Here is a 22,390-nt window from a genome sequence, read left to right on the forward strand (position 1 = left end):
GGGTGCCGGCTTACTGCGGACCGAGCGAGTCGATCAGCGCCTTGAGCTGCTCCATCTCGGCGGGCTTCAGGTCGGTGAGCGGTGCGCGCACGGGGCCGGCGTCGTGGCCGACGATCTTCGCGCCGGCCTTCACGATGCTCACCGCGTAGCCCGGCACGCGGTTGCGCAACTCGAGGTACGGCATGAAGAAGTTCTTCAGCAGGCGGTGCTGGGTCGGCAGGTCGTCGGCGGCGACGGCCTTGTAGAAGTCCATGGCGGTCTTCGGAATGAAGTTGAAGACGGCCGAGGAATACACCGGCGTGCCCATCGCCTTGTAGGCGGCGGCATAGACCTCCGCGGTGGGCAGGCCGCCCAGGTAGGCGAAGCGGTCGCCCATCTTCTGGTAGATGGCGACCATGGCCTCGATGTCGCCCACGCCGTCCTTGAAGCCAACGAGGTTGGGATTGCGCTCGGCCAGCGCGGCCAGCGTGTCGGGCTTCAGGCGGCTGGTGGCGCGGTTGTAGACGATCACGCCGAACTTCACGCTCCTGCACACGGCCTCGACGTGCGCGGCCAGGCCTTCCTGGCCGGCTTCGGTGAGGTAGTGCGGCAGCAGCAGGATGCCGTGCGCGCCGGCCTTCTCGGCGGCCTGGGCGCACTGGATGGCGAAGCGCGTGGGGCCGCCGGCGCCCGCGATGATCGGCACCACGCCACGGCAGGTGTCGACCGCGGTCTGGATGATGCCGGGGTACTCGTCGCCGGTCAGCGAGAAGAACTCGCCCGTGCCGCCGGCCGCGAACAGCGCGCTCGCGCCGTAGGGGGCCAGCCATTCGAGGCGCTGCTGGTAGCCCTTCTTGTTGAAGTCGCCGTTGCTGTCGAAGTCGGTCAACGGGAACGAGAGCAGGCCGGAGCCCATGATGGTCTTGAGTTCTTGCGGGTTCATCGGGAAGAGTCCAGTGAAGATTTGGGAAAGGAAAAAGATGGATGAGGCCGGTCAGTCGAGCCTGACGTTCGCCTCTTTGATGACCTGCGCCCAGCGCGCGCGCTCCTTGGCGAAGAACTGGTCCTGCTCGGGCGCGGTCATGGTCACGACCTCGGCGCCCTGGCCCGCGAGGCGGGCGCGGATGTCGGCAGTGCGGATGATGCGCACCAGCTCACGGTTGAGCCGGTTGATGATCGCGTCGGGCACGCCGCGCGCGGCGACCATGCCCTGCCAGGTGCCCGACTCGTAGCCGGGAGCGCCCTGCTCCGCGATGGTCGGCACGCTGCCGATCAGCGGCATGCGCGTGGCCTTGGACACGGCGATCAGCTTGAGCTTGCCGGCCTGCACCTGCGGGTAGGTGGCGAGCATGCCGTTCATGAGCACCTGCGTCTGGCCCGAGACGGTGTCGAGCACGGCCTGCACGCCGCCCTTGTAGGGCACGTACTCCCACTTGGCGCCGATGCGGCGCTGCAGCTCGATGCCCGCGAGGTGCGCGGTGCTGCCGCTGGCGGTAACGGCGAAGTTGAGATCGCTTTTCTTCGAGAGCTCGACCAGTTCCTTCAGCGTGTTCGCCTGCACCGAAGGGTGCACCACCAGCAGGTGCGGCGAATAGGCCAGCATGGAAACGCTGCGCAGGTCCTTCGACGGATCGAAAGGCAGCTTGGGATAGAGCGACGGGCTGATGGCCAGCGCGCCGAGGTCGCACAGCATCAGCGTGTAGCCGTCGGCCGGCGCCTTGGCCAGCAGGTCGGCGCCGAGGTTGCCGTTGGCGCCTGCCTTGTTGTCGATGACGACGGGCTGGCCCAGCGCCTCGGACAACGGCTGGCTGATGGCCCGCGCGATGATGTCGGACGAACCGCCCGGCGGGTACGGAACGATGATCCGGATCGGCTTCGAGGGCCAGTTGCCGGTGCCGCCCTGCGCGCCGGCCGCGGCCTGCGCGAAGGAGCGCGCCGGCAGGGTGGCGGCCAGGGTGGCTGCCAGTGCGGCGCCGAGTGCGCCGCGTCGGGAGATGGTCATGCTGCCTCCAGTTGTTCGATGGTCGTCATGGCCTTGCGCGCGACGAGCCGCACAAGTTATCAGTCATCGTACAACTAGAGAGATGACTTGTCCAGCATGGCGGACAAGAAAAATATCAGTGAGAGGAAGCGCCGTGGGCCGAGGGCACGGTCGCATCGACGCTGCCTGCCGCGGCGGCATCGGCCTTCGCCTTCTGCTGAGCAGCCTCCTGCGCCATGCGCAGCCGCTCGCGGCTGTTGGTCAGGTGGATGCGCATCGCGGCGCGCGCCGACTCGGGGTCGCGCCGCGCGATGGCCGCGTAGATCTCTTCGTGCTCGCGGTTGACGCGGCTCAGGTAAGGCGCCCCGCCCTCGTGCGTGCGGATGGCGCTGATGCGCGTGCGCGGAATGAGCGTGGTGCCCAGGTGTCGCATGATGTCCGCGAAGTACGGGTTGCCGGTCGACTCGGCGATCTGCAGGTGGAAGCGGAAGTCGGGTCCCACCGTGTCGCCCGCCGCCACCACGTTGCGCTCGAAGTCGTCGAGCGCCTGGCGCATGGCCACCAGCTGCTCGTCGGTGCGGCGGCTGGCGGCGAGGCCCGCCGATTCGGTCTCCAGGCTGATGCGCAGCTCCAGCACGGCGAGCACGTCGACCGACGCGGCGATCTCGCCCGGATCGAGGCGGAACACCCCGCCGGTGCGCGGCTGCAGCACGAAGGTGCCGACGCCGTGCAGCGTCTCGACCAACCCCGCGGCCTGCAGCTTCGACAGCGCCTCGCGCACCACGGTGCGGCTCACGCCGTAGGCCTGCATGATGGCCGACTCGGTCGGCAGCTTGTCGCCCGGCCGCAGCGACTGGCTGCGGATCTTCTCGCCCAGGTCTTCCACCAGCCCGTGCGCGAGGCCGCGCGCGCGCTGGCGCGGACGCCCCACGAAGGAAGAAGCCGAAGAGCCCGCCTCCGCCGGAGCGTCCGACACCAAGGGATTACCCGCAGTCGTCTGAACCATGGCCACGATGATAATCTCCAAACTAGTTGTACGACAACAGATAACTTATCACTCAACTCCCAAGCGTCGCGGGCTTGTCCGCCAGCGGCCCTCGGTTTCCACGGCACCGAAATGCAGCGCCTTTTCGACCTAGCGACCTCGACCTTGCTTCACCGGCATCGTACCGGCCGCTCCGGCGAAACCGCCGCGACGGCAGCCCCTCGGAAACCATGACTCCAGCATGCAAGGACGGCCAACCATGACAGACAACAACAAGATGAACCGCCTCCTGCTGACCGGCGCGGCCGGCGGCCTCGGCAAGGTGCTGCGCGAACGGCTCAAGCCCTATGCGAACGTGCTGCGCCTGTCCGACATCGCCTCGCTGGCGCCGGCCACCGGCGCGAACGAGGAAACCGTGCCCTGCGATCTCTCGGACAAGGCCGCGGTGCATGCGCTGGTGGAAGGCTGCGACGCCATCGTCCACCTGGGCGGCGTGTCGGTGGAGCGGCCGTTCGAGGAAATCCTCGAAGCCAACATCAAGGGCGTGTTCCACATCTACGAGGCAGCGCGCCGCCATGGCGTGAAGCGCGTGGTGTTCGCGAGCTCGAACCACGTGATCGGCTTCTACAAGCAGAGCGAGCACATCGACGCCCATGCCGCACGCCGGCCCGACGGCTACTACGGCCTGTCGAAGTCCTTCGGCGAGGACGTGGCGCAGTTCTACTTCGACCGCTGGGGCATCGAGACGGTGAGCATCCGCATCGGCTCCTCCTTCCCCGAGCCGGCCAACCGCCGGATGATGAGCACCTGGCTGAGCTACCGCGACCTCACCACGCTGATCGAGAAGTCGCTCTTCACCCCCGGCGTGAAGCACACGGTGGTCTACGGCATGTCGAACAATCGCGACGTATGGTGGGACAACAGCGCCGCCGCGCACCTGGGCTTCGTGCCGCAGGACAGCTCCGAAGTGTTCCGCGACAAGGTCGAGCAGCAGCCTGCGGTGGCACCGACCGACCCCAACGCCATCTACCAGGGCGGAGCCTTCACTGCACAGGGGCCATTCGGCGATTGAGGCGATGCAAGCTGAACTCGTCCTCGACGCGCGCAACGGCACCGGCGAAAGCCCGGTATGGCATGCCGCCGAGCAGGCGCTGTACTGGGTCGATATTCCCGCGCGCACGCTGAACCGCTGGCATGCGGGCGAAGGCCACGCGCAGTGGAAGGCCGATGAAATGATCGCCTGCATCGCGCCGCGCGCCGACGCGCCCGGCGAGTGGATCGCCGGCATGGAAAGCGGCCTCTTCTCGCTGAAGCCGCAGGCCGACGGCACGCTGGCCTGCGCGCCGCTCGCCTCCGTCGACCACGCCGCGCCCGCCATGCGCTTCAACGACGGCCGCTGCGACCGCCAGGGCCGCTTCTGGGCCGGCACCATGCTGCTGGACATGGCGGCTGGCGCACGCGTCGGCCGCCTCTACAGCTACGCCAGCGGCAGCGCGAAGGCCGACCAGCGCCTCGACGACTTCATCGTGCCCAACGGCCTGGCCTTCAGCCCCGACGGCCGCACGATGTACCTCTCGGATTCGCACCCCACGGTGCAGGCCGTCTGGGCCTTCGACTACGACACCGCCACCGGCACGCCAGGCAACCGCCGCCTCTTCGTCGACATGAAGCCCCTGCCCGGCCGCCCCGACGGCGCCGCCATGGACACCGACGGCTGCTACTGGATCTGCGGCAACGACGCCGGCCTGGTGCACCGCTTCACTCCCGACGGCCGGCTCGACCGCTCGCTCGAAGTGCCGGTGAAGAAACCCGCCATGTGCGCCTTCGGCGGCGCGGGCCTCGACACCCTGTTCGTCACCTCGATCCGCCCCGGCGGCATCGACCTGTCGGACCAGCCGCTGGCCGGCGGCGTGTTCGCGCTGCGGCCCGGCGCGCAGGGCGTGCCCGAGCCGGCCTTCGGCAGCTGATTCCTTTTTTTCAACAACCACCAAACCAAACCAGAGGACGAGACAAATGAAATTCGCCAAGAAGACCCTGATCGCAATTTCCGCGTGCGCCGCAGCCGCGCTGACCACCATGGCTGCACACGCCACCGAGTTCCGTTCGGCCGACATCCACCCCGACGACTACCCCACCGTGACCGCGGTGAAGTTCATGAGCGAGCGCCTGAAGGCGCTGTCGGGCGGCAAGCACAGCATCAAGGTGTTCAACAACAGTGCACTCGGCAGCGAGAAGGACACGATCGAGCAGGCCAAGATCGGCGCGCTGCAGATGGTGCGCGTGAACATCGCGCCCATGAACAACATCTGCCCCGAGACGCAGGTGCCGACCATGCCCTTCCTGTTCCGCTCGGTCGACCACCTGCACAAGGTGCTGGACGGCCCGATCGGCGAAGAGATCCTGAAGTCGTGCGAGAAGCAGGGCTTCGTGGGCCTGGCCTACTACGACAGCGGCGCGCGCTCGATGTTCACCGCCAAGAAGCCGGTGCGCAGCTTCGCCGACATGAAGGGCCTGAAGGTGCGCGTGCAGCAGTCCGACCTGTGGGTGTCGATGCTGGAAGCCATGGGCGCCAACGCCACGCCCATGCCCATGGGCGAGGTCTACACGGGCCTGAAGACCGGCCTGATCGACGCCGCCGAGAACAACTACCCCACCTATGAAAGCGCGCGCGCCTTCGAAGTGGCCAAGTACTACAGCAAGACCGAGCACTCGATGGCGCCCGAGATGCTGCTGTTCTCCAAGCGCGTGTGGGACAAGCTCTCCGCCGAGGAGCAGGGCTGGATCCGCCAGGCCGCCAAGGAGTCGGTGCCCTACATGCGCAAGCAGTGGGAAGAGCGCGAAGTGAAGTCGCTGGCCACGGTGAAGGCCGGCGGCGCCGAGATCATCGAGGTCGACAAGGCCCCGTTCCAGGCGGCGATGAAGCCGGTGTACGACAAGTTCATCACCGACGCGAAGCTCAAGGACCTCGTGAAGCGCGTCCAGGAAACGAAATAGGGCTCGCCCCCAGGCTTGCTCATTTCGTGTAGCCGCCACCCCCTACCGGGGGCAACACCTGAGGCCCGGCAAAGCCGGCTCCTCGGTGTTTCACGAATGCGCAGCCCTCCCCACCATCTCTCGCGCTGGAAAATATGTACACCAAACTTTGCCGCACCCTCGCGCGTGCCTGCATGTGGTTGGGCATCCTCGGTCTCGTGGCGGTCATCTGCGCCGTGAGCTGGCAGGTGTTCGGCCGCTACGTGCTCAACAACACCCCCACCTGGGCCGAAAGCCTCGCGCTGCTGCTGGTGCTCTACGTCACCATGCTCGGCGTGGCCGTGGGCGTGCGCGACGCGGGCCACATCGGGCTCGAATCCTTCCTCGTGCTCGCACCCGACTGGCTGCGGCTGAAGATGGAATACCTCATCCACGCGCTGATCCTGCTGTTCGGCCTGGCCATGGCCTGGAACTGCGCCGAGCTGGCCGGTTCGGTTTGGGAATACCGGCTGCCCACGCTGTGGATCTCCGAGGGCTGGAAGTACGTGCCGGCCTCGGTCGCGGGCGTGCTGATCGTCCTCTTCTCCATCGAACACATCATCGCCCTGGCCCAAGGCCGCGAAGTGGAACCCGCCTGGGGATAACGAATGCACACCCCCAGGCTTCGCGCACTTCGTGTCGCTTCTCCAACCCCCTTGCAGGGGGCAATGCCTGCGGCCCGGCAAAGCCGGTTCCGCGGCATTCCCCGAACAGTCCATAGCGCCCCCACCACCGGCGACGCGGCCAGATCATGACCATTCCTCTGTTGATTCTCTGCCTCTCGTTCACGCTCTTCCTCCTGCTGGGCGTGCCGGTGGCTTTCTCCATCGGCCTGTCGGCCCTGGCCACGCTGCTGTATGAAGGCCTGCCGCTGGCGGTCGGCTTCCAGCAGATGACCTCGGGCATGGGCATCTTCTCGTTCCTCGCCATCCCGTTCTTCATCTTCGCCGGCGAGCTGATGCTCTACGGCGGCATCGCGGACCGCATCGTCAACCTGGCGCGCGATCTCGTGGGCCACGTGCGCGGTGGCCTCGGCATGTCGAACGTGGTGGCCTGCACGCTGTTCGGCGGCGTCTCGGGCTCGCCCGTGGCGGACGTCTCGGCCATGGGCGCCGTGATGATCCCGATGATGAAGAAGGAGGGCTATCACGCCGACTACGCGGTCAACGTGACGACCCACGCGGCACTGGTCGGCGCGCTGATGCCGACCAGCCACAACCTCATCATCTATTCGCTGGCCGCGGGCGGAAAGGTGTCGATCGCGGCGCTGATCCTCGCGGCGCTGCTGCCGGCGGCGGTGCTCACCGTCAGCAACCTGGCGGCCGCCTACCTGGTGGCGGTCAAGCGCGGCTACCCCGCCGGCACCTTCCCGGGCTGGGCCATCGTGGCGCGCTCGTTCGCGGCGGCGCTGCCGGGCCTGTTCGTGGTGCTGCTGATCCTGGGCGGCATCCTGTCGGGCATCTTCACGGCCACCGAGTCGGCGGCGGTGGCGGTGCTCTACGCGCTGGCCCTCACGATCTTCGTGTACCGCACGCTGAAGTGGGAGCACTTCGTCAAGGCGGCCTCGAAGGCTGTGCGCACCACCGGCGTGATCCTGCTGCTGATCGGCATCTCCAGCACCTTCGGCTACCTCATCAGCCTGTACGGCGTGGCCGAGCTCACGGGCCAGATGCTGTCGCAGGTCACGAGCACGCCGTGGGTGATCTTCCTGCTGATCAACATCATCCTGTTCGTGCTGGGCACCTTCCTGGACATGGCCGCCACCATCCTGCTGTGCACGCCGATCTTCCTGCCCATCGCGCAGCAGTACGGCATGACCTCCGTGCAGTTCGGCATCGTGATGCTCATCAACTGCGCGCTGGGCCTGAACACTCCCCCCGTGGGCACGACCCAGTTCGTCGGCTGCGCGATCGGCGGGGTGTCGGTGGGTACGGTGATGCGCACCATCTGGCCGTTCTACGGCGCGCTGATCTTCGCGCTGGGCGTGGTCACCTTCGTGCCGGCCTTCTCGACCTGGCTCCCGAGTATGTTCATGGTCGTGAAGTAAGCAAGGCAAGGAATCCGCGATGACCGAAACCACCCGCCCTCCGCTCTACATCCGCATCCACGCCGCGGACAACGTGGCCATCGTCGCCAACGACGGCGGGCTGAAGGCCGGCGCGGAATTCTCTGACGGCCTGCGGCTGGTGGACAACGTGCCCCAGGGCCACAAGGTCGCGCTGGTCGACCTCGCCGAAGGCGATGCCATCCGCCGCTACGACGTGGTGATCGGCTACGCACAGAAGGCGCTGCCGCGCGGCAGCTGGGTGCACGAGCGCGTGATGCGGATGCCGACCGCGCCCGAGCTCGACGGCCTTCCCATCGCCACGGTCAAGCCCCCTGCCCTGCCGCCGCTGGAGGGCTACACCTTCGAGGGCTACCGCAACGCCGACGGCTCGGTGGGCACGCGCAACATCCTGGCCATCACGCAGACGGTGCAGTGCGTGGCCGGCGTCACCGAGTTCGCGGTGCAGCGCATCAAGGCCGAGCTGCTGCCGAAGTACCCCAACGTCGACGACGTGGTGGCGCTGGAGCACACCTACGGCTGCGGCGTGGCCATCGACGCACCCGACGCCGTCGTGCCGATCCGCACGCTGCGCAACATCAGCCTCAACCCGAACTTCGGCGGCGAGGTGATGGTGGTGAGCCTGGGCTGCGAGAAGCTGCAGCCCGAGCGGCTGCTGCCGCCGGGCAGCATTCCCATCGCCGACCAGCGTGCCGGCACCACGCCCGATACCGCGCTCGACGTGGTCTGCCTGCAGGACGACGCGCACGTCGGCTTCATGTCGATGATCGATTCGGTCATGCGCCAGGCCGAGGAGCACCTCGCCCGGCTCAACGCACGCAGGCGCGAGACCGTGCCCGCCAGCGAACTGGTGGTGGGCGTGCAGTGCGGCGGCAGCGATGCCTTCTCTGGCGTCACCGCCAACCCGGCGGTGGGCTTCTGCACCGACCTGCTGGTGCGCGCGGGCGCCACGGTGATGTTCTCCGAGACCACCGAGGTGCGCGATGGCATCGACCAGCTCACCTCGCGCGCGTCCACGCCCGAGGTGGCCGAGGCCATGATCCGCGAGATGGCCTGGTACGACGCCTACCTGAAGAAGGGCACGGTCGACCGCAGCGCCAACACCACGCCGGGCAACAAGAAGGGCGGGCTCTCCAACATCGTCGAGAAGGCGATGGGCTCCATCGTCAAGTCGGGCTCGGCGCCCATCACCGGCGTGCTCGCGCCCGGCGAGAAGGCGGCGCACAAGGGCCTGATCTACACGGCCACGCCCGCCAGCGACTTCATCTGCGGCACGCTGCAACTGGCCGCCGGCATCAACCTGCACGTGTTCACCACCGGCCGCGGCACGCCCTACGGGCTGGCCGAGGTGCCGGTGATCAAGGTCGCCACCCGCAGCGACCTCGCGCGCCGCTGGCACGACCTGATGGACGTGAACGCGGGCCGCATCGCCGACGGCGAGGCCACCATCGAGGACATCGGCTGGGAAATGTTCCGCCTGATGCTCGACGTGGCCAGCGGACGGAAGAAGACCTGGGCCGAGCACTGGAAGCTGCACAACGCGCTGGTGCTTTTCAACCCCGCGCCCGTGACCTGAGCAAGGCGCTGCGCGACGCGCGGGTTCACGTCTTTCTGATTTCCTTTCTCAGACCTGTCTCTTCATCAACGGAGCCCCTCATGGAAGACCTCAAGGACAAGACAGCCCTCGTCACCGGCGCCAGCACCGGCATCGGCGCGGCGGTGGCCATCGCCTTCGCCGCGCGCGGCATGCGCGTGGCGGTGCACTACAACAGCTCCGCCGACGCGGCGAACCAGGTGGTCGACACCATCCGCGCGGCCGGCGGCACCGCCTTCGCGCTGAAGGCCGACGTGCGCGACACGGGCGCGATCCGCGAGTGCGTGAAGCAGGCCTCGGCACAGTTCGGCGGCCGCATCGACGTGCTGGTGAACAACGCGGGCAGCCTGGTCAAGCGCGTGCCCATCGCCGAGTTCGACGATGCACTCTTCGACGAAGTGCTGCACATCAATGCGCGCTCGGTGCTCGCTTTCTGCCGCGAGGTGGTTCCGCTGATGCGCAAGAGCGGCGGCGGCAACATCATCAACGTGACCTCTGTCGCGGCACGCACCGGCGGCGGGCCTTCGGCCTATCTGTACGCGGGCTCGAAGGGCTTCGTGAGCACGGCGACGCACGGGCTGGCGAAGGAACTGGTGGGCGACCGCATCCGCGTGAACGCGGTGGCGCCGGGCGTCATCCAGACGCCCTTCCAGGACCGCTTCTCCACTCCCGCGATGCTGGAGAACTTCCGCGCCGGCATTCCGATGGGCCGCATCGGCACGCCGGATGAATGCGTGGGCGCATTCCTCTACCTCGCATCGGAACAACTCTCGGGCTACGTCACCGGGCAGGTGATCGAGGTGAACGGCGGGCAGTACATGCCCTGACGCGCACCCACGCTTTTCAACACTTCAACGCTCAACCACAACAACGGAGACAAGGATCATGAAACGCAAGCAGTTCATTCGCGGCATCGCCGCCCTCTCGGCCACGGCCGCCCTCTCGCTCGGGCTGGCGGCACCGGCCGCCGCACAGGCCGACTTTCCGAACCGCACCATCGAACTGCTCGTGCCCTACCAGCCCGGCGGCGGTACCGACGGCCTGGCGCGCGCCTTCTCGGAAGCGAGCCGCAAGCACATCTCGCAGAGCATCGTGATCGTCAACCGTCCCGGCGCGGGGGGCGCCATCGGCTGGACCGAGGTGATCAATTCCAAGCCCGACGGCTACAAGCTCGCCGTGCTCACGGTCGAGCTGCTGACGCTGCCGCACCTGGGGCTGGCCAAGTTCAACTACGACGACTTCCAGCCGATCGCTCAGCTCAACGCCGATCCGGCCGCGATCACGGTGAAGGCCGACGCGCCGTGGAACACCATCGAGGAGTTCCTGGCCGCCGCGAAGAAATCGCCGGAGAGCGTGCGCGTGGGCAACTCGGGCAACGGCTCGATCTGGCACCTTGCCGCCGCCGCGCTGGAAGACAAGACCGGCGCCAAGTTCGGCCACATCCCGTTCCAGGGCGCTGCACCCGCGGTGCTGGCGCTGCTGGGCGGCCACATCGAGGCCGTAGCGGTGAGCCCGGCCGAGGTGACGACGCACGTGCAGGGCGGCAAGCTCAAGGTGCTGATGGTGATGGCCGACAAGCGCGTGAAGGGCTTCGAGAAGGTACCCACAGCCAAGGAGCGCGGCATCGACCTGTCGATCGGCACCTGGCGCGGCCTGGGCGCGCCGAAGAACACGCCGCCCGAAGTGATGGCGAAGCTGCGCGAGATCACCGCGAAGACCGCCGCCGAACCGCTGATGCACGAGGTGATGGACAAGCAGAACCTGGGCTACGTCTACACCGACGGCGCGGTGTTCAAGGAAACGCTGGCGAAGGACAACGTGTACTTCAAGCAGCTCATCACCAAACTCAACATCAAGCCCTGAGCCCCGGCCATGAAGAAGACGACCATCGCATCGCTGCTGTGGCTGGCCGCGGCGGTACCCGCATCGGCCGCCACCTGGGTCTACGTGTCGAACGCCGACAGCCAGGAAATCTCGGTGCTCGAGCTCGACAGGAGCCAGGGCGCGCTCAAGCCGGTGCAGACGCTGAACGTGGGCGGCACGGTGATGCCGATGGTGGTGAGCCGCGACAAGCGCGTGCTGTACGCCGCGCTGCGCTCGCAGCCGTTTCGCGTGACCGCGCTGTCGATCGACGGCGCCAGCGGCAGGCTGCGGAAGCTGGGCGAGGCGCCACTGGCCGACAGCATGGCCAACATCGACCTCGACGCGAGCGGCAAGTGGCTGTTCGCGGCCTCCTACCAGGGCGGCAAGATCACGGTCAACGCCGTGGGCAAGGACGGCGCGGTGGGGCCGATCAACCAGCTGATCCAGACGGCGCCCAACGCGCACGCCATCCACGCCGACGCGAGCAACCGCTTCGTGCTCGCCACCAGCCTGGGCGGCGACAACGTGTCGAGCTGGCGCTTCGACGCCGAGAAAGGCCTGCTCTCGCCCAACGACCCTCCGCTGACCACCACCGCCGCGAAGTCGGGCCCGCGCCACTTCGTGTGGGACAAGGCGCAGCGTCACGTCTACCTGCTGGACGAGCTCGACGCCGCGCTGCACGTGTTCGCCTGGGACGCCGCGCGCGGCACGCTCAGGCTCGAACAGAGCACCACCACCCTGCCCGCCGGTTTCACCGGCAAGCCCTGGGCCGCCGACCTGCACCTGACGCCGGACGGGCGCTTCCTCTACGCGTCGGAGCGCACCTCGAGCACGCTCTCGGCATTCAAGGTCGACGCCGCTACGGGGCAGCTGCAGCCGCTGGGCCAGACGCCGACCGAGAAGGGGCCGCGCGGCTTCGCCATCGATTCCACCGGCCGCTACCTGATCGCGGCGGGACAGGAATCGAACGGCATCTCCCTCTACGCCATCGACGCCGACACCGGCGCGCTGGGCACGCCCCAGCACCTGGAGGTGGGCAAGAACCCGAACTGGATCGAGATCGTCGACCTGCCCTGAAGGGCAGCCGGCGCCAACTGACAACCCAAGGAGACTTCGCATGCAACGCCGCACACTCATCCGCACCGCCCTCGCCTCTTCGGTCGCCGCCGCGCTTCCGGCGGCATTCGCCCAAGGCAGCAGCAACTGGCCCACGGGCAAGCCGATCACCTACCTCGTGCCCTTTCCGGCGGGCGGCACCACCGACGTGCTGGGCCGGCTGATCGGACAGAAGCTGGGCCCCGCGCTGGGCACCACGGTGATCATCGACAACAAGGGCGGCGCCGGCGGCAGCGTGGGCTCCGAGATCGGCTCGCGCGCCGCGCCCGACGGCTTCACGCTGGTGGGCGGCACGATCAGCTCGCACGCGATCAACGTGAGCCTGTACCCCAAGCTCGGCTACGACCCGCAGAAGTCGTTCGCGCCGGTGACGCTGATCGGCACCAACCCGGTGGTGCTGGTGGTGAACCAAGCGAGCCCCTACAAGACGCTGAAGGACGTGATAGCCGCGAGCAAGGGCAAGGCGGGCGGGCTCTCGTCGGCCTCGGCCGGCACGGGCACCTCGCAGCACCTGGCGCTGGAACTGCTGGCCTACAAGTCGGGCGTGAAGTTCACGCACATCCCGTACAAGGGCAGCGGCCCGGCGATCCAGGACGTGATCGGCGGGCAGGTCGACATGATGTTCGACACCACGGTGGTGGCCGGCCCGCACATCCAGAGCGGCAAGCTGCGCGCGATCGCGGTCACCTCGTCGAAGCGGCTGGCTTCGATGCCCGACGTGCCGACGGTGGCCGAGTCGGGCGTGCCGGGCCTGCAGGACTTCGAGGTGGTGTCGTGGCAGGCGATCTTCGTGCCCGCGCATACGCCCGCGCCGGTGGTCGACCGGCTGCATACCGAGATCCGCAAGATCCTCGCGACGCCGGAGATGCAAGACAAGCTCAAGGGCTTCGGCATGGAGCCGGCCGACCTGAGCACGGTGCAGATCGCGGCCTTCCAGAAGGCCGAGGTGGAGAAGTGGGCGCAGGTGATCAAGGCTGCGGGAATCAAGCCCGACTGATCCGGCGCGATCGGCGGGGTTGGCCGGAAGAACCAAGGGAAGCTTCCTACGTCCCGGGCGAAAAGCCCTTTATAGAATGCCCCTCCGATCCGCTTTCCAGATCATTCCCACGTGTCCGACCGCTCCGCCGTACTGCCCCAATACCTGTTTCCCAAGCAGGCCCTGACCAATTTCGCCGGCTGGGTCGCGGGCAAGGAACGGGGCGCCGTGACGACGTGGATCATCCGGCGCTTCGTGGCCAAGTACGGCGTGGACATGGGCGAGGCGCTCGAGTCGGACATCAGCCACTACAAGAGCTTCAACCAGTTCTTCACGCGCGAGCTCAAGCCCGGCGCCCGGCCCATCGCCCAGGCCGACCTGATCTGCCCCGTGGACGGCGCGATCAGCCAGTTCGGCGCGATCGAAGGCGACCAGATTTTCCAGGCCAAGGGCCACAACTACACGACCACCGCACTGGTGGGCGGCGACGCCACCCTGGCCTCGAAGTTCGCGCACGGCAGCTTCGCCACGCTCTACCTGAGCCCGAAGGACTACCACCGCATCCACATGCCCTGCGACGGGCGGCTGGTGCGCATGATCCACGTGCCGGGAGACCTGTTCTCGGTGAACCCGACGACGGCGCGCGGCGTGCCCGGCCTCTTCGCGCGCAACGAGCGCGTGGTGTGCGTCTTCGAATCGGCGCGCGGGCCCTTCGTGCTGGTGCTGGTGGGCGCCACCATCGTCGGCAGCATGGCCACCGTGTGGCATGGGGTGGTCAATCCGCCGCGCGTGGGCGAGCTGCGCGAGTGGCACTACACCGACCAGCAGATCGACATCCGCAAGGGCGACGAGATGGGCCGGTTCTTGCTGGGCTCCACCGTCGTCATGCTCTTCCCGGCGCCCGCGCTGGCTTTCAACCCGCAGTGGTCGCCCGGCCGCGCGATCCGGTTGGGCGAAGCCATGGCCGAATACACCAATTTGTGAGGCTTTGTCTCACAAGCCGCATCCAGCTTGCCTTGACAGCTACAAAACTAGTAGCATCCTCATCGATTGCGCTATAGTCGCCGCCCAACGAGACGGTTCATAACCAACCACAAGAACGCGAGGCATCGCCCTGCTCCCGCAGGTCGACGGCCCGCCCAGCTTCGAGGAGATGATGTCGATGAGTACCAAGGAAAACGCAGCCATCAGCCAGCTGCTCGCCCTGCTCGAAGCCCGTTATGCGCTGCGCGTGCTCTGGGCCCTGCGCGACGGCCATGCGCAGACCTTCCGCCTGCTGCAGGACAGCGTCGGCGGCATCACTCCCAACACGCTCAACACCCGCATCAAGGAATTGCGCGAGGCCGGCCTCGTGGGCCATGGCAGCGACGGCTACAGCCTCACGCTCAGCGGGCAGGACCTGCTCAAGCGCCTGTCCGACCTGCAGGCCTTCGCCGGCAAATGGCAGCTCGGCCAGCAGAAGAAGGCTGCGGCAACTGCGCCTGCTGCGCCGGCCGCAACCGCCTCCGCCGCTCCCGCCATGGCTCCCGTTGCGCCCCCGGCAGCGCCCTCCCCCGAACCTCCTCCGGCGCCTGCGCCTACACCCGCGCCGTCCGGCGACGACAGCAGCCACGGCTGACGGACGGCGGGGCTGCCCGTCGGGCCTCGGTAAACTCCGCGCCTTCGATCCACGGATCTCACATCGACGCAAGGAGCGTTTCCCATGCCCACCACTCCCTCCGGCCTGCAATACGAAGACACCGAAGTCGGCACCGGCGCCGAAGCCAAGGCCGGCCAGCACGTGCACGTGCACTACACCGGCTGGCTCTACAACGACGGCGTGCAAGGCGCCAAGTTCGACTCCAGCCGCGACCGCAACGACCCCTTCGCGTTCTCGCTGGGCGCGGGCCAGGTCATCAAGGGCTGGGACGAAGGCGTGGCCGGCATGAAGATCGGCGGCAAGCGCACGCTGATCATTCCCGCATCGCTGGGCTATGGCGCTCGCGGCGCGGGCGGCGTGATCCCCCCGAACGCCACCCTGAAGTTCGACGTCGAACTGCTCGACGCCCACTGAGCCTCCCAGCTGACGGCTCCAAGGCCCGGTTTCGGGCCTTTTTCGTGTCTCGGAGGTCGTTTCGACCCCATTTTTTCGCTTGAAATGCCTTCGGCCAGCCCCAAGTGGCTGGCTATCGTTTGTTTTCCGGCACGTGCCGGTTCTTTGAAAAATGTCTGACCCGCAACAATCCGCACAGAATTCTCAAATGCTGCAAGGCGAGCCCAGCCCCGAAGAACTGGAGGCAGCGCAAGCCGCCAACGAAGCCGAGGCGCTCGATGCCCTGGCCGTCGCCCAGGGCGAGCTCGCCGCGCTGCAGACCAAGAATGCCGAGCTTGCCGATCAGTACCTGCGCGCGCAGGCGGACGTGCAGAACGCCCGCCGCCGCGCGGACGAGGAAGTCAGCAAGGCCCGCAAGTTCGCCGTCGAGGCTTTCGCCGAAAGCCTGCTGCCGGTGACCGACAGCCTGGAAGCCGGCCTGGCCGTCAAGGACGCCACGCCCGAGCAGATTCGCGAAGGCGCCGAAGCCACGCTGCGCCAGCTCAAGAGCGCGCTCGAACGCAACAAGGTGATCGAAGTGGCCCCCGCGCCCGGCACGAAGTTCGACCCGCACCAGCACCAGGCCATCTCGATGGTCCCCGCCGACCAGGAACCCAACACCGTGGTCACCGTGCTGCAGAAGGGCTACACCATCAACGACCGCGTGCTGCGCCCGGCGCTGGTCACGGTCAGCGCCCCGAAGTGACCCGCCGTTCGGCGACGCACAAGATTCCCACAGGAAATCCCCGCTTCATGCCTTGAATCGCGACGGGTTATCCACAAGTTCATAACAACATATTTTTCAGGCTTTCAGGAGTAAGAACATGGCAAAGATCATCGGCATCGACCTCGGCACCACCAACTCGTGCGTGTCGATCATGGAAGGCAACACCACGCGTGTGATCGAGAACTCGGAAGGTGCGCGCACCACGCCGTCGATCGTCGCGTACCAGGAAGACGGTGAAGTGCTGGTCGGTGCCTCGGCCAAGCGCCAGGCCGTGACCAACCCCAAGAACACGCTGTACGCGATCAAGCGCCTGATCGGGCGCAAGTTCGAGGAAAAGGAAGTCCAGAAGGACATCGACCTGATGCCCTACACCATCGCCAAGGCCGACAACGGCGACGCATGGGTGGAAGTGCGCGGCAAGAAGATCGCCCCGCAGCAGGTCAGCGCCGACATCCTGCGCAAGATGAAGAAGACCGCCGAAGACTACCTCGGCGAGACCGTCAGCGAAGCCGTGATCACGGTGCCCGCCTACTTCAACGACGCCCAGCGCCAGGCCACCAAGGACGCCGGCCGCATCGCGGGCCTCGACGTCAAGCGCATCATCAACGAGCCCACCGCCGCTGCCCTGGCCTTCGGCCTGGACAAGCAGGACAAGGCCGACCGCAAGATCGCCGTGTACGACCTCGGCGGCGGTACCTTCGACGTGTCGATCATCGAGATTGCCGACGTCGACGGCGAGAAGCAGTTCGAAGTGCTGTCGACCAACGGCGACACCTTCCTGGGCGGCGAAGACTTCGACCAGCGCATCATCGACTACATCATCGGCGAGTTCAAAAAGGAACAGGGCGTCGACCTGAGCAAGGACGTGCTGGCCCTGCAGCGCCTGAAGGAAGCCGCCGAGAAGGCCAAGATCGAGCTGTCGAACAGCGCGCAGACCGACATCAACCTGCCGTACATCACGGCCGATGCATCGGGTCCGAAGCACCTGAACATCAAGCTGACCCGCGCCAAGCTGGAAAGCCTGGTCGACGAGCTGATCGAGCGCACCATCGCTCCCTGCCGCCTGGCCATCAAGGACGCCGGCATCAGCGTGGGCGACATCAACGACGTGATCCTGGTCGGCGGCATGACCCGCATGCCCAAGGTGCAGGAGAAGGTGAAGGCCTTCTTCGGCAAGGAACCGCGCAAGGACGTGAACCCCGACGAGGCCGTGGCCGTCGGCGCCGCCATCCAGGGCCAGGTGCTCTCGGGCGACCGCAAGGACGTGCTGCTGCTGGACGTGACCCCGCTGTCGCTGGGCATCGAGACCATGGGCGGCGTCATGACCAAGATGATCGCCAAGAACACCACGATCCCGACGAAGTTCGCGCAGACCTTCTCGACCGCCGAGGACAACCAGCCGGCCGTGACCATCAAGGTGTTCCAGGGTGAACGCGACATCGCCGCGGGCAACAAGCTGCTGGGCGAATTCAACCTGGAAGGCATTCCGCCGGCATCGCGCGGCACGCCGCAGATCGAGGTGAGCTTCGACATCGACGCCAACGGCATCCTGCACGTCGGCGCCAAGGACAAGGGCACCGGCAAGGAAAACAAGATCACCATCAAGGCGAGCTCGGGCCTGTCGGAAGACGAGATCCAGAAGATGGTGAAGGATGCCGAGCTGAACGCCGCCGACGACAAGAAGAAGCTCGAAATCGTTCAGGCGCGCAACCAGGGCGAAGCGATGGTGCACAGCGTGAAGAAGTCGCTGGGCGAACACGGCGCCAGCCTCGAAGCCGCCGAGAAGGAAGCGATCGAGACCGCGATCAAGAACCTGGAAGAAGCCCTCAAGGGCGAGGACAAGGCCGCGATCGAGGAAAAGACGAACGCGCTGATGACCGCAAGCCAGAAGCTCGGCGAGAAGATGTATGCCGAATCGCAGGCCGCGGCCGGCGCCTCGGCAGCCTCCGGTGCCGCTGGCGCGGAAGCTGCATCGCACGCACAGGCCGACGACAACGTGGTCGACGCCGAAGTGAAGGAAGTCAAGAAGGGCTGATCTCCAGCCCGCCGACCAAGGCTGGAACACCTGAAAGGGTGCTCCAGCCTTTCTCGCTTCAAGTCACCCGAGTTCCCGCTGCTTCCCTGATCTCCCGATCGACCTGCCATGGCCACCAAACGCGACTACTACGAAACCCTCGGCGTCCCCAAGAACGCCAGCGAAGAAGAAATCAAGAAGGCTTATCGCAAGCTCGCGATGAAGCACCACCCGGACCGCAATCACGGCGACACCGCGAAGGAGGCCGAGGCCAAGTTCAAGGAGGTCAAGGAAGCCTACGAAATGCTGTCCGACGGCCAGAAGCGCGCGGCCTACGACCAGTACGGCCATGCCGGCGTCGACCCGAACATGCGCGGCCCGGGCGCGGAAGGCTTCGGGGGCTTCGCTGAAGCCTTCGGCGACATCTTCGGCGACGTGTTCGGCGGCGGACGCCGTGGCGGCGGCCGGCAGGTCTTCCGCGGCAGCGACCTGAGCTACGCGATGGAGATCACGCTCGAGGAAGCAGCCGAGGGCAAGACCACCGAGATCCGCATTCCCACCTGGGACGAATGCGAGACCTGCCACGGCTCGGGCGCGAAACCCGGCACCAAGCCCATCACTTGCACCACCTGCCACGGCGCGGGCGCGGTGCAGATGCGCCAGGGCTTCTTCAGCGTGCAGCAGACCTGCCCCACCTGCCACGGCAGCGGCAAGATCATTCCCGAGCCCTGCACCGCGTGCCATGGCCAGGGCAAGATCAAGCGCAACAAGACGCTCGAAGTGAAGATCCGCGCCGGCATCGACGACGGCCAGCGCATGCGCGTGACCGGCAGCGGCGAGCCCGGCGTCAACGGCGGCCCTCCGGGCGACCTGTACATCGAGATCCGCCTGAAGAAGCACGACATCTTCGAGCGCGACGGCGACAACCTGCACTGCGTGGTGCCGGTGAGCGTGACCACGGCCGCGCTCGGCGGCGAGATCAACGTGCCCACACTGAAGGGCGCGGCGGCCATCGACATTCCCGAAGGCACGCAGAGCGGCAAGCAGTTCCGCCTGCGCGGCAAGGGCATCAAGGGCGTGAACTCAAGCTACCCGGGCGACCTGTACTGCCACGTGCGTGTGGAGACGCCGGTGAAGCTCACCGAGTACCAGCGCAAGCTGCTGAAGGACCTCGACGATTCGCTCAAGAAGGGTGGAGAGAAGCACAGCCCCACCGACAAGGGCTGGTTCGACAAGGCGAAGGAATTCTTCAGCTGATCGTCCTGCACCCGCCGGACCTGCCGCTGCGCAGGAGACCGGCGTTGTGCTCACGGCCGGCCGCAATGGCCGGTTCGAGATGTGGAGTCCCGTTGCGAGGCAGGGCCCATCACTTCACGGCTTCAATGCGAACCGGGGTACCTCGCCGCCTCGCTCCAGATGGGGTGGCTGGAAAGCAGCCTCCCCCATCGGCCACTTCATCCCCGAAGCAAATCCGGCCTCATTGACCCGGCGCACCAGCCTCTAGGGCTCTAGCGCACCGAGGCGGTGCATCCGCACCAAGAGGATCAGGCCGACCCTGTCCCGGGCGCGATACCGACACCGACTCACGCGAGTCACCTATCCGAAGGTGGCTCAGGGTTTGCTTTTATATTTTTTTTGGGTTGAGCAATAAACCGAACGGCAGATCGCGCGTTATTGCAACAGGAACGCCTGTTTTTTGAGCCTCGAAGCTCAATAGGCGATTTTTTCCCGGAGAAAAGGCAAAAACGGACGATGGCCATTCGGCATAGGTGTTTTCACCCGGAGAGAATCAAGAAAGCGAGCCTTTGAATTTACCTGAAATCTGGAAATTTGTTCCTTGCTTTTTGTGGAACTTTACTTGGCATCGTGGTTCTGAATTAACAAATGATTTGCCGGGTTCAATCTTTGCTTTATGCTGATTGTTAGCAGATTGTTGTAAGGGAGTTTTCCACGGCATGCAGCCATGGGCAGGCACACCTTTAAATGTTGCGCAAGGCCTTTGCTGCACGCCATCGGGCCAAAAGCCCACCGACCTGAAGGAGGCGTGACCATGGATGTGATCAGCAACTTTGCCGCCCGCTACGAGCGCACCCGCGAGGAAGTCATCTCGCTGCAGGATTACCTGGACACCTGCAAGCGTGATCCCATGGCGTACGCCACTGCCTCCGAGCGCATGCTCAAGGCCATCGGAGAGCCCCAGCTGGTCGACACCCGCAACGACCCCCGCCTTTCGCGCATCTTCGCGAACAAGGTCATCAAGATCTATCCGGCATTCAAGGAGTTCTATGGCATGGAAGACGCCATAGAACAAGTGGTGTCCTATTTCCGCCACGCCGCGCAGGGGCTGGAAGAAAAGAAGCAAATCCTTTACCTGCTGGGCCCGGTGGGCGGCGGCAAGAGCTCCATCGCGGAGCGCCTGAAGCAGCTCATGGAGCACGTGCCCTTCTATGCCATCCAGGGCTCGCCGGTGAACGAATCGCCGCTGGGCCTCTTCAGCGCGGTCGAGGACGGCGAGATCCTTGAAAAGGAATACGGCATCCCGAGCCGCTACCTGAATCGAATTCTCTCTCCCTGGGCCGTCAAGCGGCTCGAGGAGTACGGCGGCGACATCCGCCAGTTCAAGGTGGTCAAGCGCTTTCCCTCGGTGCTGCGGCAGATCGCGGTCGCCAAGACCGAGCCCGGTGACGAGAACAACCAGGACATCTCCTCGCTGGTCGGCAAGGTCGACATCCGCAAGCTCGAGACCTTCGCCCAGGACGACCCCGACGCCTACTCCTACTCCGGTGGCCTGTGCCTGGCCAACCAGGGCCTGCTGGAGTTCGTGGAAATGTTCAAGGCGCCCATCAAGGTGCTGCACCCGCTGTTGACGGCCACCCAGGAAGGCAACTTCAAGGGTACCGAAGGCTTCGGCGCCATACCCTTCGACGGCATCGTGCTCGCGCACAGCAACGAGAGCGAGTGGAAGGCTTTCCGCAACAACAAGAACAACGAGGCTTTCCTCGACCGGATCTACATCGTCAAGGTGCCCTATTGCCTGAGGGCCTCGGAAGAGATCAAGATCTACGAGAAACTGGTGCGCAACTCCTCGCTCGCCAACGCTCCCTGCGCCCCCGGAACGTTGCGCATGATGGCCCAACTCTCGGTGCTCACCCGCCTGAAGGAGCCGGAGAACTCCAGCACCTTCAGCAAGATGCAGGTATACGATGGCGAGAACCTCAAGGACACCGACCCCAAGGCCAAGTCGATCCAGGAGTACCGCGACTACGCGGGCGTCGACGAAGGCATGAGCGGCGTCTCCACGCGCTTCGCCTTCAAGATCATCTCCAAGGTCTTCAACTTCGACAGCTCCGAGGTGGCCGCCAACCCGGTACACCTGATGTACGTGCTCGAGCAGCAGATCGAGCGCGAGCAGTTCCCGCCGGAAGTCGAGCAGAAGTACATCAGCTACATCAAGGAGCTTCTGGCGCCGCGCTATGCGGAGTTCATCGGCAAGGAGATCCAGACCGCCTACCTCGAGAGCTACAGCGAGTACGGCCAGAACATCTTCGACCGCTACGTCACCTACGCCGACTACTGGATCCAGGACCAGGAGTTCCGCGACGTGGACACCGGCGAAGTCTTCGACCGCGCCTCGCTCAACGCCGAACTCGAGAAGATCGAGCGGCCCGCGGGCATCGGCAACCCGAAGGACTTCCGCAACGAGATCGTCAACTTCGTCCTGCGCGCGCGGGCCGGCAACGCGGGGCGCAACCCGGCGTGGACCAGCTACGAGAAGCTGCGCTCGGTGATCGAGAAAAAGATGTTCTCCAACACCGAAGAGCTGCTGCCGGTGATCAGCTTCAACACCAAGAGCAGCGCCGACGAGCAGAAGAAGCACGAGGACTTCGTGACCCGCATGGTCGAGAAGGGCTATACGGCCAAGCAGGTGCGCCTGCTCTGCGAGTGGTATCTGCGGGTGCGTAAAAGCTCATAGAAAAACGGCCCTTCCGATCGTTCTCTCTTTGCAA

General features: G+C 66.1%; 20 protein-coding genes. 17 read left to right on the plus strand and 3 right to left on the minus strand.

Annotation, left to right across the window (positions count from 1 at the left end):
• Positions 1–10: 10 nt before the first annotated feature.
• From kdgD to ABL844_RS21690, 3 genes are all read right to left on the minus strand, one after another.
• Entirely contained in the window at positions 11–922 is a 912-nt protein-coding gene (gene kdgD / locus ABL844_RS21680) for a 5-dehydro-4-deoxyglucarate dehydratase (protein ID WP_126024891.1), read from the minus strand.
• Positions 923–973: 51 nt separating this feature from the next.
• Positions 974–1,981: a Bug family tripartite tricarboxylate transporter substrate binding protein gene (locus tag ABL844_RS21685; protein ID WP_418128858.1), complete on the minus strand. Its 1,008-nt coding sequence runs from the start codon at positions 1,979–1,981 to the stop codon at positions 974–976.
• A gap of 115 nt (positions 1,982–2,096) precedes the next feature.
• The gene (locus ABL844_RS21690) at positions 2,097–2,966 is read right to left on the minus strand and encodes a FadR/GntR family transcriptional regulator (RefSeq protein ID WP_418128860.1); all 870 of its coding nucleotides are present in this window, start codon (positions 2,964–2,966) and stop codon (positions 2,097–2,099) included.
• Between the two features lie 238 nt (positions 2,967–3,204).
• Between ABL844_RS21690 and ABL844_RS21695 the strand changes: the two genes are divergently transcribed.
• From ABL844_RS21695 to ABL844_RS21775, 17 genes are all read left to right on the plus strand, one after another.
• The gene (locus tag ABL844_RS21695; protein ID WP_418128861.1) at positions 3,205–4,017 is read left to right on the plus strand and encodes an NAD-dependent epimerase/dehydratase family protein; all 813 of its coding nucleotides are present in this window, start codon (positions 3,205–3,207) and stop codon (positions 4,015–4,017) included.
• 4 nt (positions 4,018–4,021) lie between these two features.
• Positions 4,022–4,912 carry an SMP-30/gluconolactonase/LRE family protein gene (locus tag ABL844_RS21700; protein ID WP_418128862.1) on the plus strand — a complete coding sequence of 297 codons (891 nt, stop codon included), beginning with the start codon at positions 4,022–4,024 and terminating at the stop codon, positions 4,910–4,912.
• 46 nt (positions 4,913–4,958) lie between these two features.
• Positions 4,959–5,939 carry a TRAP transporter substrate-binding protein gene (locus ABL844_RS21705; protein WP_126024886.1) on the plus strand — a complete coding sequence of 327 codons (981 nt, stop codon included), beginning with the start codon at positions 4,959–4,961 and terminating at the stop codon, positions 5,937–5,939.
• A 134-nt stretch (positions 5,940–6,073) separates the two neighbouring features.
• The gene (locus ABL844_RS21710) at positions 6,074–6,562 is read left to right on the plus strand and encodes a TRAP transporter small permease (protein ID WP_126024885.1); all 489 of its coding nucleotides are present in this window, start codon (positions 6,074–6,076) and stop codon (positions 6,560–6,562) included.
• Positions 6,563–6,708: 146 nt separating this feature from the next.
• On the plus strand, positions 6,709–8,004 hold the full coding sequence (locus ABL844_RS21715) for a TRAP transporter large permease (RefSeq protein ID WP_126024884.1): 1,296 nt from the start codon (positions 6,709–6,711) through the stop codon (positions 8,002–8,004).
• A gap of 19 nt (positions 8,005–8,023) precedes the next feature.
• The gene (gene garD / locus ABL844_RS21720) at positions 8,024–9,598 is read left to right on the plus strand and encodes a galactarate dehydratase (protein ID WP_418128864.1); all 1,575 of its coding nucleotides are present in this window, start codon (positions 8,024–8,026) and stop codon (positions 9,596–9,598) included.
• 80 nt (positions 9,599–9,678) lie between these two features.
• The gene (locus tag ABL844_RS21725) at positions 9,679–10,443 is read left to right on the plus strand and encodes an SDR family NAD(P)-dependent oxidoreductase (RefSeq protein WP_176667133.1); all 765 of its coding nucleotides are present in this window, start codon (positions 9,679–9,681) and stop codon (positions 10,441–10,443) included.
• A gap of 58 nt (positions 10,444–10,501) precedes the next feature.
• Positions 10,502–11,479 (plus strand): tripartite tricarboxylate transporter substrate binding protein, encoded by a 978-nt coding sequence (locus tag ABL844_RS21730; protein WP_369661539.1) that lies wholly within the window; start codon positions 10,502–10,504, stop codon positions 11,477–11,479.
• A 9-nt stretch (positions 11,480–11,488) separates the two neighbouring features.
• A complete protein-coding gene (locus ABL844_RS21735; protein ID WP_126024880.1) occupies positions 11,489–12,556 on the plus strand; it encodes a lactonase family protein in 1,068 nt (355 codons plus the stop codon).
• Between the two features lie 40 nt (positions 12,557–12,596).
• The gene (locus ABL844_RS21740; protein ID WP_126024879.1) at positions 12,597–13,592 is read left to right on the plus strand and encodes a Bug family tripartite tricarboxylate transporter substrate binding protein; all 996 of its coding nucleotides are present in this window, start codon (positions 12,597–12,599) and stop codon (positions 13,590–13,592) included.
• A gap of 111 nt (positions 13,593–13,703) precedes the next feature.
• On the plus strand, positions 13,704–14,555 hold the full coding sequence (gene asd / locus ABL844_RS21745) for an archaetidylserine decarboxylase (protein ID WP_418128866.1): 852 nt from the start codon (positions 13,704–13,706) through the stop codon (positions 14,553–14,555).
• Positions 14,556–14,733: 178 nt separating this feature from the next.
• On the plus strand, positions 14,734–15,189 hold the full coding sequence (locus ABL844_RS21750; RefSeq protein ID WP_126024877.1) for a winged helix-turn-helix transcriptional regulator: 456 nt from the start codon (positions 14,734–14,736) through the stop codon (positions 15,187–15,189).
• 84 nt (positions 15,190–15,273) lie between these two features.
• A complete protein-coding gene (locus ABL844_RS21755) occupies positions 15,274–15,624 on the plus strand; it encodes an FKBP-type peptidyl-prolyl cis-trans isomerase (RefSeq protein ID WP_013540334.1) in 351 nt (116 codons plus the stop codon).
• 187 nt (positions 15,625–15,811) lie between these two features.
• Positions 15,812–16,348: a nucleotide exchange factor GrpE gene (grpE, locus tag ABL844_RS21760; protein ID WP_240650802.1), complete on the plus strand. Its 537-nt coding sequence runs from the start codon at positions 15,812–15,814 to the stop codon at positions 16,346–16,348.
• Between the two features lie 118 nt (positions 16,349–16,466).
• On the plus strand, positions 16,467–18,404 hold the full coding sequence (gene dnaK / locus ABL844_RS21765) for a molecular chaperone DnaK (RefSeq protein ID WP_126024875.1): 1,938 nt from the start codon (positions 16,467–16,469) through the stop codon (positions 18,402–18,404).
• Between the two features lie 108 nt (positions 18,405–18,512).
• Positions 18,513–19,640, plus strand: coding sequence for a molecular chaperone DnaJ (gene dnaJ / locus ABL844_RS21770; RefSeq protein WP_126024874.1), 1,128 nt, complete (start codon positions 18,513–18,515; stop codon positions 19,638–19,640).
• A gap of 793 nt (positions 19,641–20,433) precedes the next feature.
• Positions 20,434–22,356, plus strand: a complete 1,923-nt coding sequence (locus ABL844_RS21775) for a PrkA family serine protein kinase (RefSeq protein WP_126024873.1) — start codon at positions 20,434–20,436, stop codon at positions 22,354–22,356.
• The last annotated feature ends 34 nt before the right edge of the window (positions 22,357–22,390 follow it).

It is taken from the genome of Variovorax sp. 278MFTsu5.1 (genome assembly GCF_048305045.1).
Classification (GTDB): domain Bacteria; phylum Pseudomonadota; class Gammaproteobacteria; order Burkholderiales; family Burkholderiaceae_C; genus Variovorax; species Variovorax guangxiensis.

What these genes read in the sequence shown, in the direction of transcription:
- ABL844_RS21740 (WP_126024879.1), top strand. Translation starts at nt 12,597, where the DNA reads ATGCAACGCCGCACACTCATCCGCACCGCCCTCGCCTCTTCGGTCGCC.
- ABL844_RS21735 (WP_126024880.1), top strand. Translation starts at nt 11,489, where the DNA reads ATGAAGAAGACGACCATCGCATCGCTGCTGTGGCTGGCCGCGGCGGTA.
- ABL844_RS21685 (WP_418128858.1), bottom strand. Translation starts at nt 1,981, where the DNA reads ATGACCATCTCCCGACGCGGCGCACTCGGCGCCGCACTGGCAGCCACC.
- garD (WP_418128864.1), top strand. Translation starts at nt 8,024, where the DNA reads ATGACCGAAACCACCCGCCCTCCGCTCTACATCCGCATCCACGCCGCG.
- ABL844_RS21725 (WP_176667133.1), top strand. Translation starts at nt 9,679, where the DNA reads ATGGAAGACCTCAAGGACAAGACAGCCCTCGTCACCGGCGCCAGCACC.
- ABL844_RS21755 (WP_013540334.1), top strand. Translation starts at nt 15,274, where the DNA reads ATGCCCACCACTCCCTCCGGCCTGCAATACGAAGACACCGAAGTCGGC.
- ABL844_RS21710 (WP_126024885.1), top strand. Translation starts at nt 6,074, where the DNA reads ATGTACACCAAACTTTGCCGCACCCTCGCGCGTGCCTGCATGTGGTTG.
- ABL844_RS21750 (WP_126024877.1), top strand. Translation starts at nt 14,734, where the DNA reads ATGAGTACCAAGGAAAACGCAGCCATCAGCCAGCTGCTCGCCCTGCTC.
- ABL844_RS21690 (WP_418128860.1), bottom strand. Translation starts at nt 2,966, where the DNA reads ATGGTTCAGACGACTGCGGGTAATCCCTTGGTGTCGGACGCTCCGGCG.
- ABL844_RS21695 (WP_418128861.1), top strand. Translation starts at nt 3,205, where the DNA reads ATGACAGACAACAACAAGATGAACCGCCTCCTGCTGACCGGCGCGGCC.
- dnaJ (WP_126024874.1), top strand. Translation starts at nt 18,513, where the DNA reads ATGGCCACCAAACGCGACTACTACGAAACCCTCGGCGTCCCCAAGAAC.
- ABL844_RS21715 (WP_126024884.1), top strand. Translation starts at nt 6,709, where the DNA reads ATGACCATTCCTCTGTTGATTCTCTGCCTCTCGTTCACGCTCTTCCTC.
- ABL844_RS21700 (WP_418128862.1), top strand. Translation starts at nt 4,022, where the DNA reads ATGCAAGCTGAACTCGTCCTCGACGCGCGCAACGGCACCGGCGAAAGC.
- kdgD (WP_126024891.1), bottom strand. Translation starts at nt 922, where the DNA reads ATGAACCCGCAAGAACTCAAGACCATCATGGGCTCCGGCCTGCTCTCG.
- ABL844_RS21730 (WP_369661539.1), top strand. Translation starts at nt 10,502, where the DNA reads ATGAAACGCAAGCAGTTCATTCGCGGCATCGCCGCCCTCTCGGCCACG.
- dnaK (WP_126024875.1), top strand. Translation starts at nt 16,467, where the DNA reads ATGGCAAAGATCATCGGCATCGACCTCGGCACCACCAACTCGTGCGTG.
- grpE (WP_240650802.1), top strand. Translation starts at nt 15,812, where the DNA reads ATGCTGCAAGGCGAGCCCAGCCCCGAAGAACTGGAGGCAGCGCAAGCC.
- ABL844_RS21705 (WP_126024886.1), top strand. Translation starts at nt 4,959, where the DNA reads ATGAAATTCGCCAAGAAGACCCTGATCGCAATTTCCGCGTGCGCCGCA.
- ABL844_RS21775 (WP_126024873.1), top strand. Translation starts at nt 20,434, where the DNA reads ATGGATGTGATCAGCAACTTTGCCGCCCGCTACGAGCGCACCCGCGAG.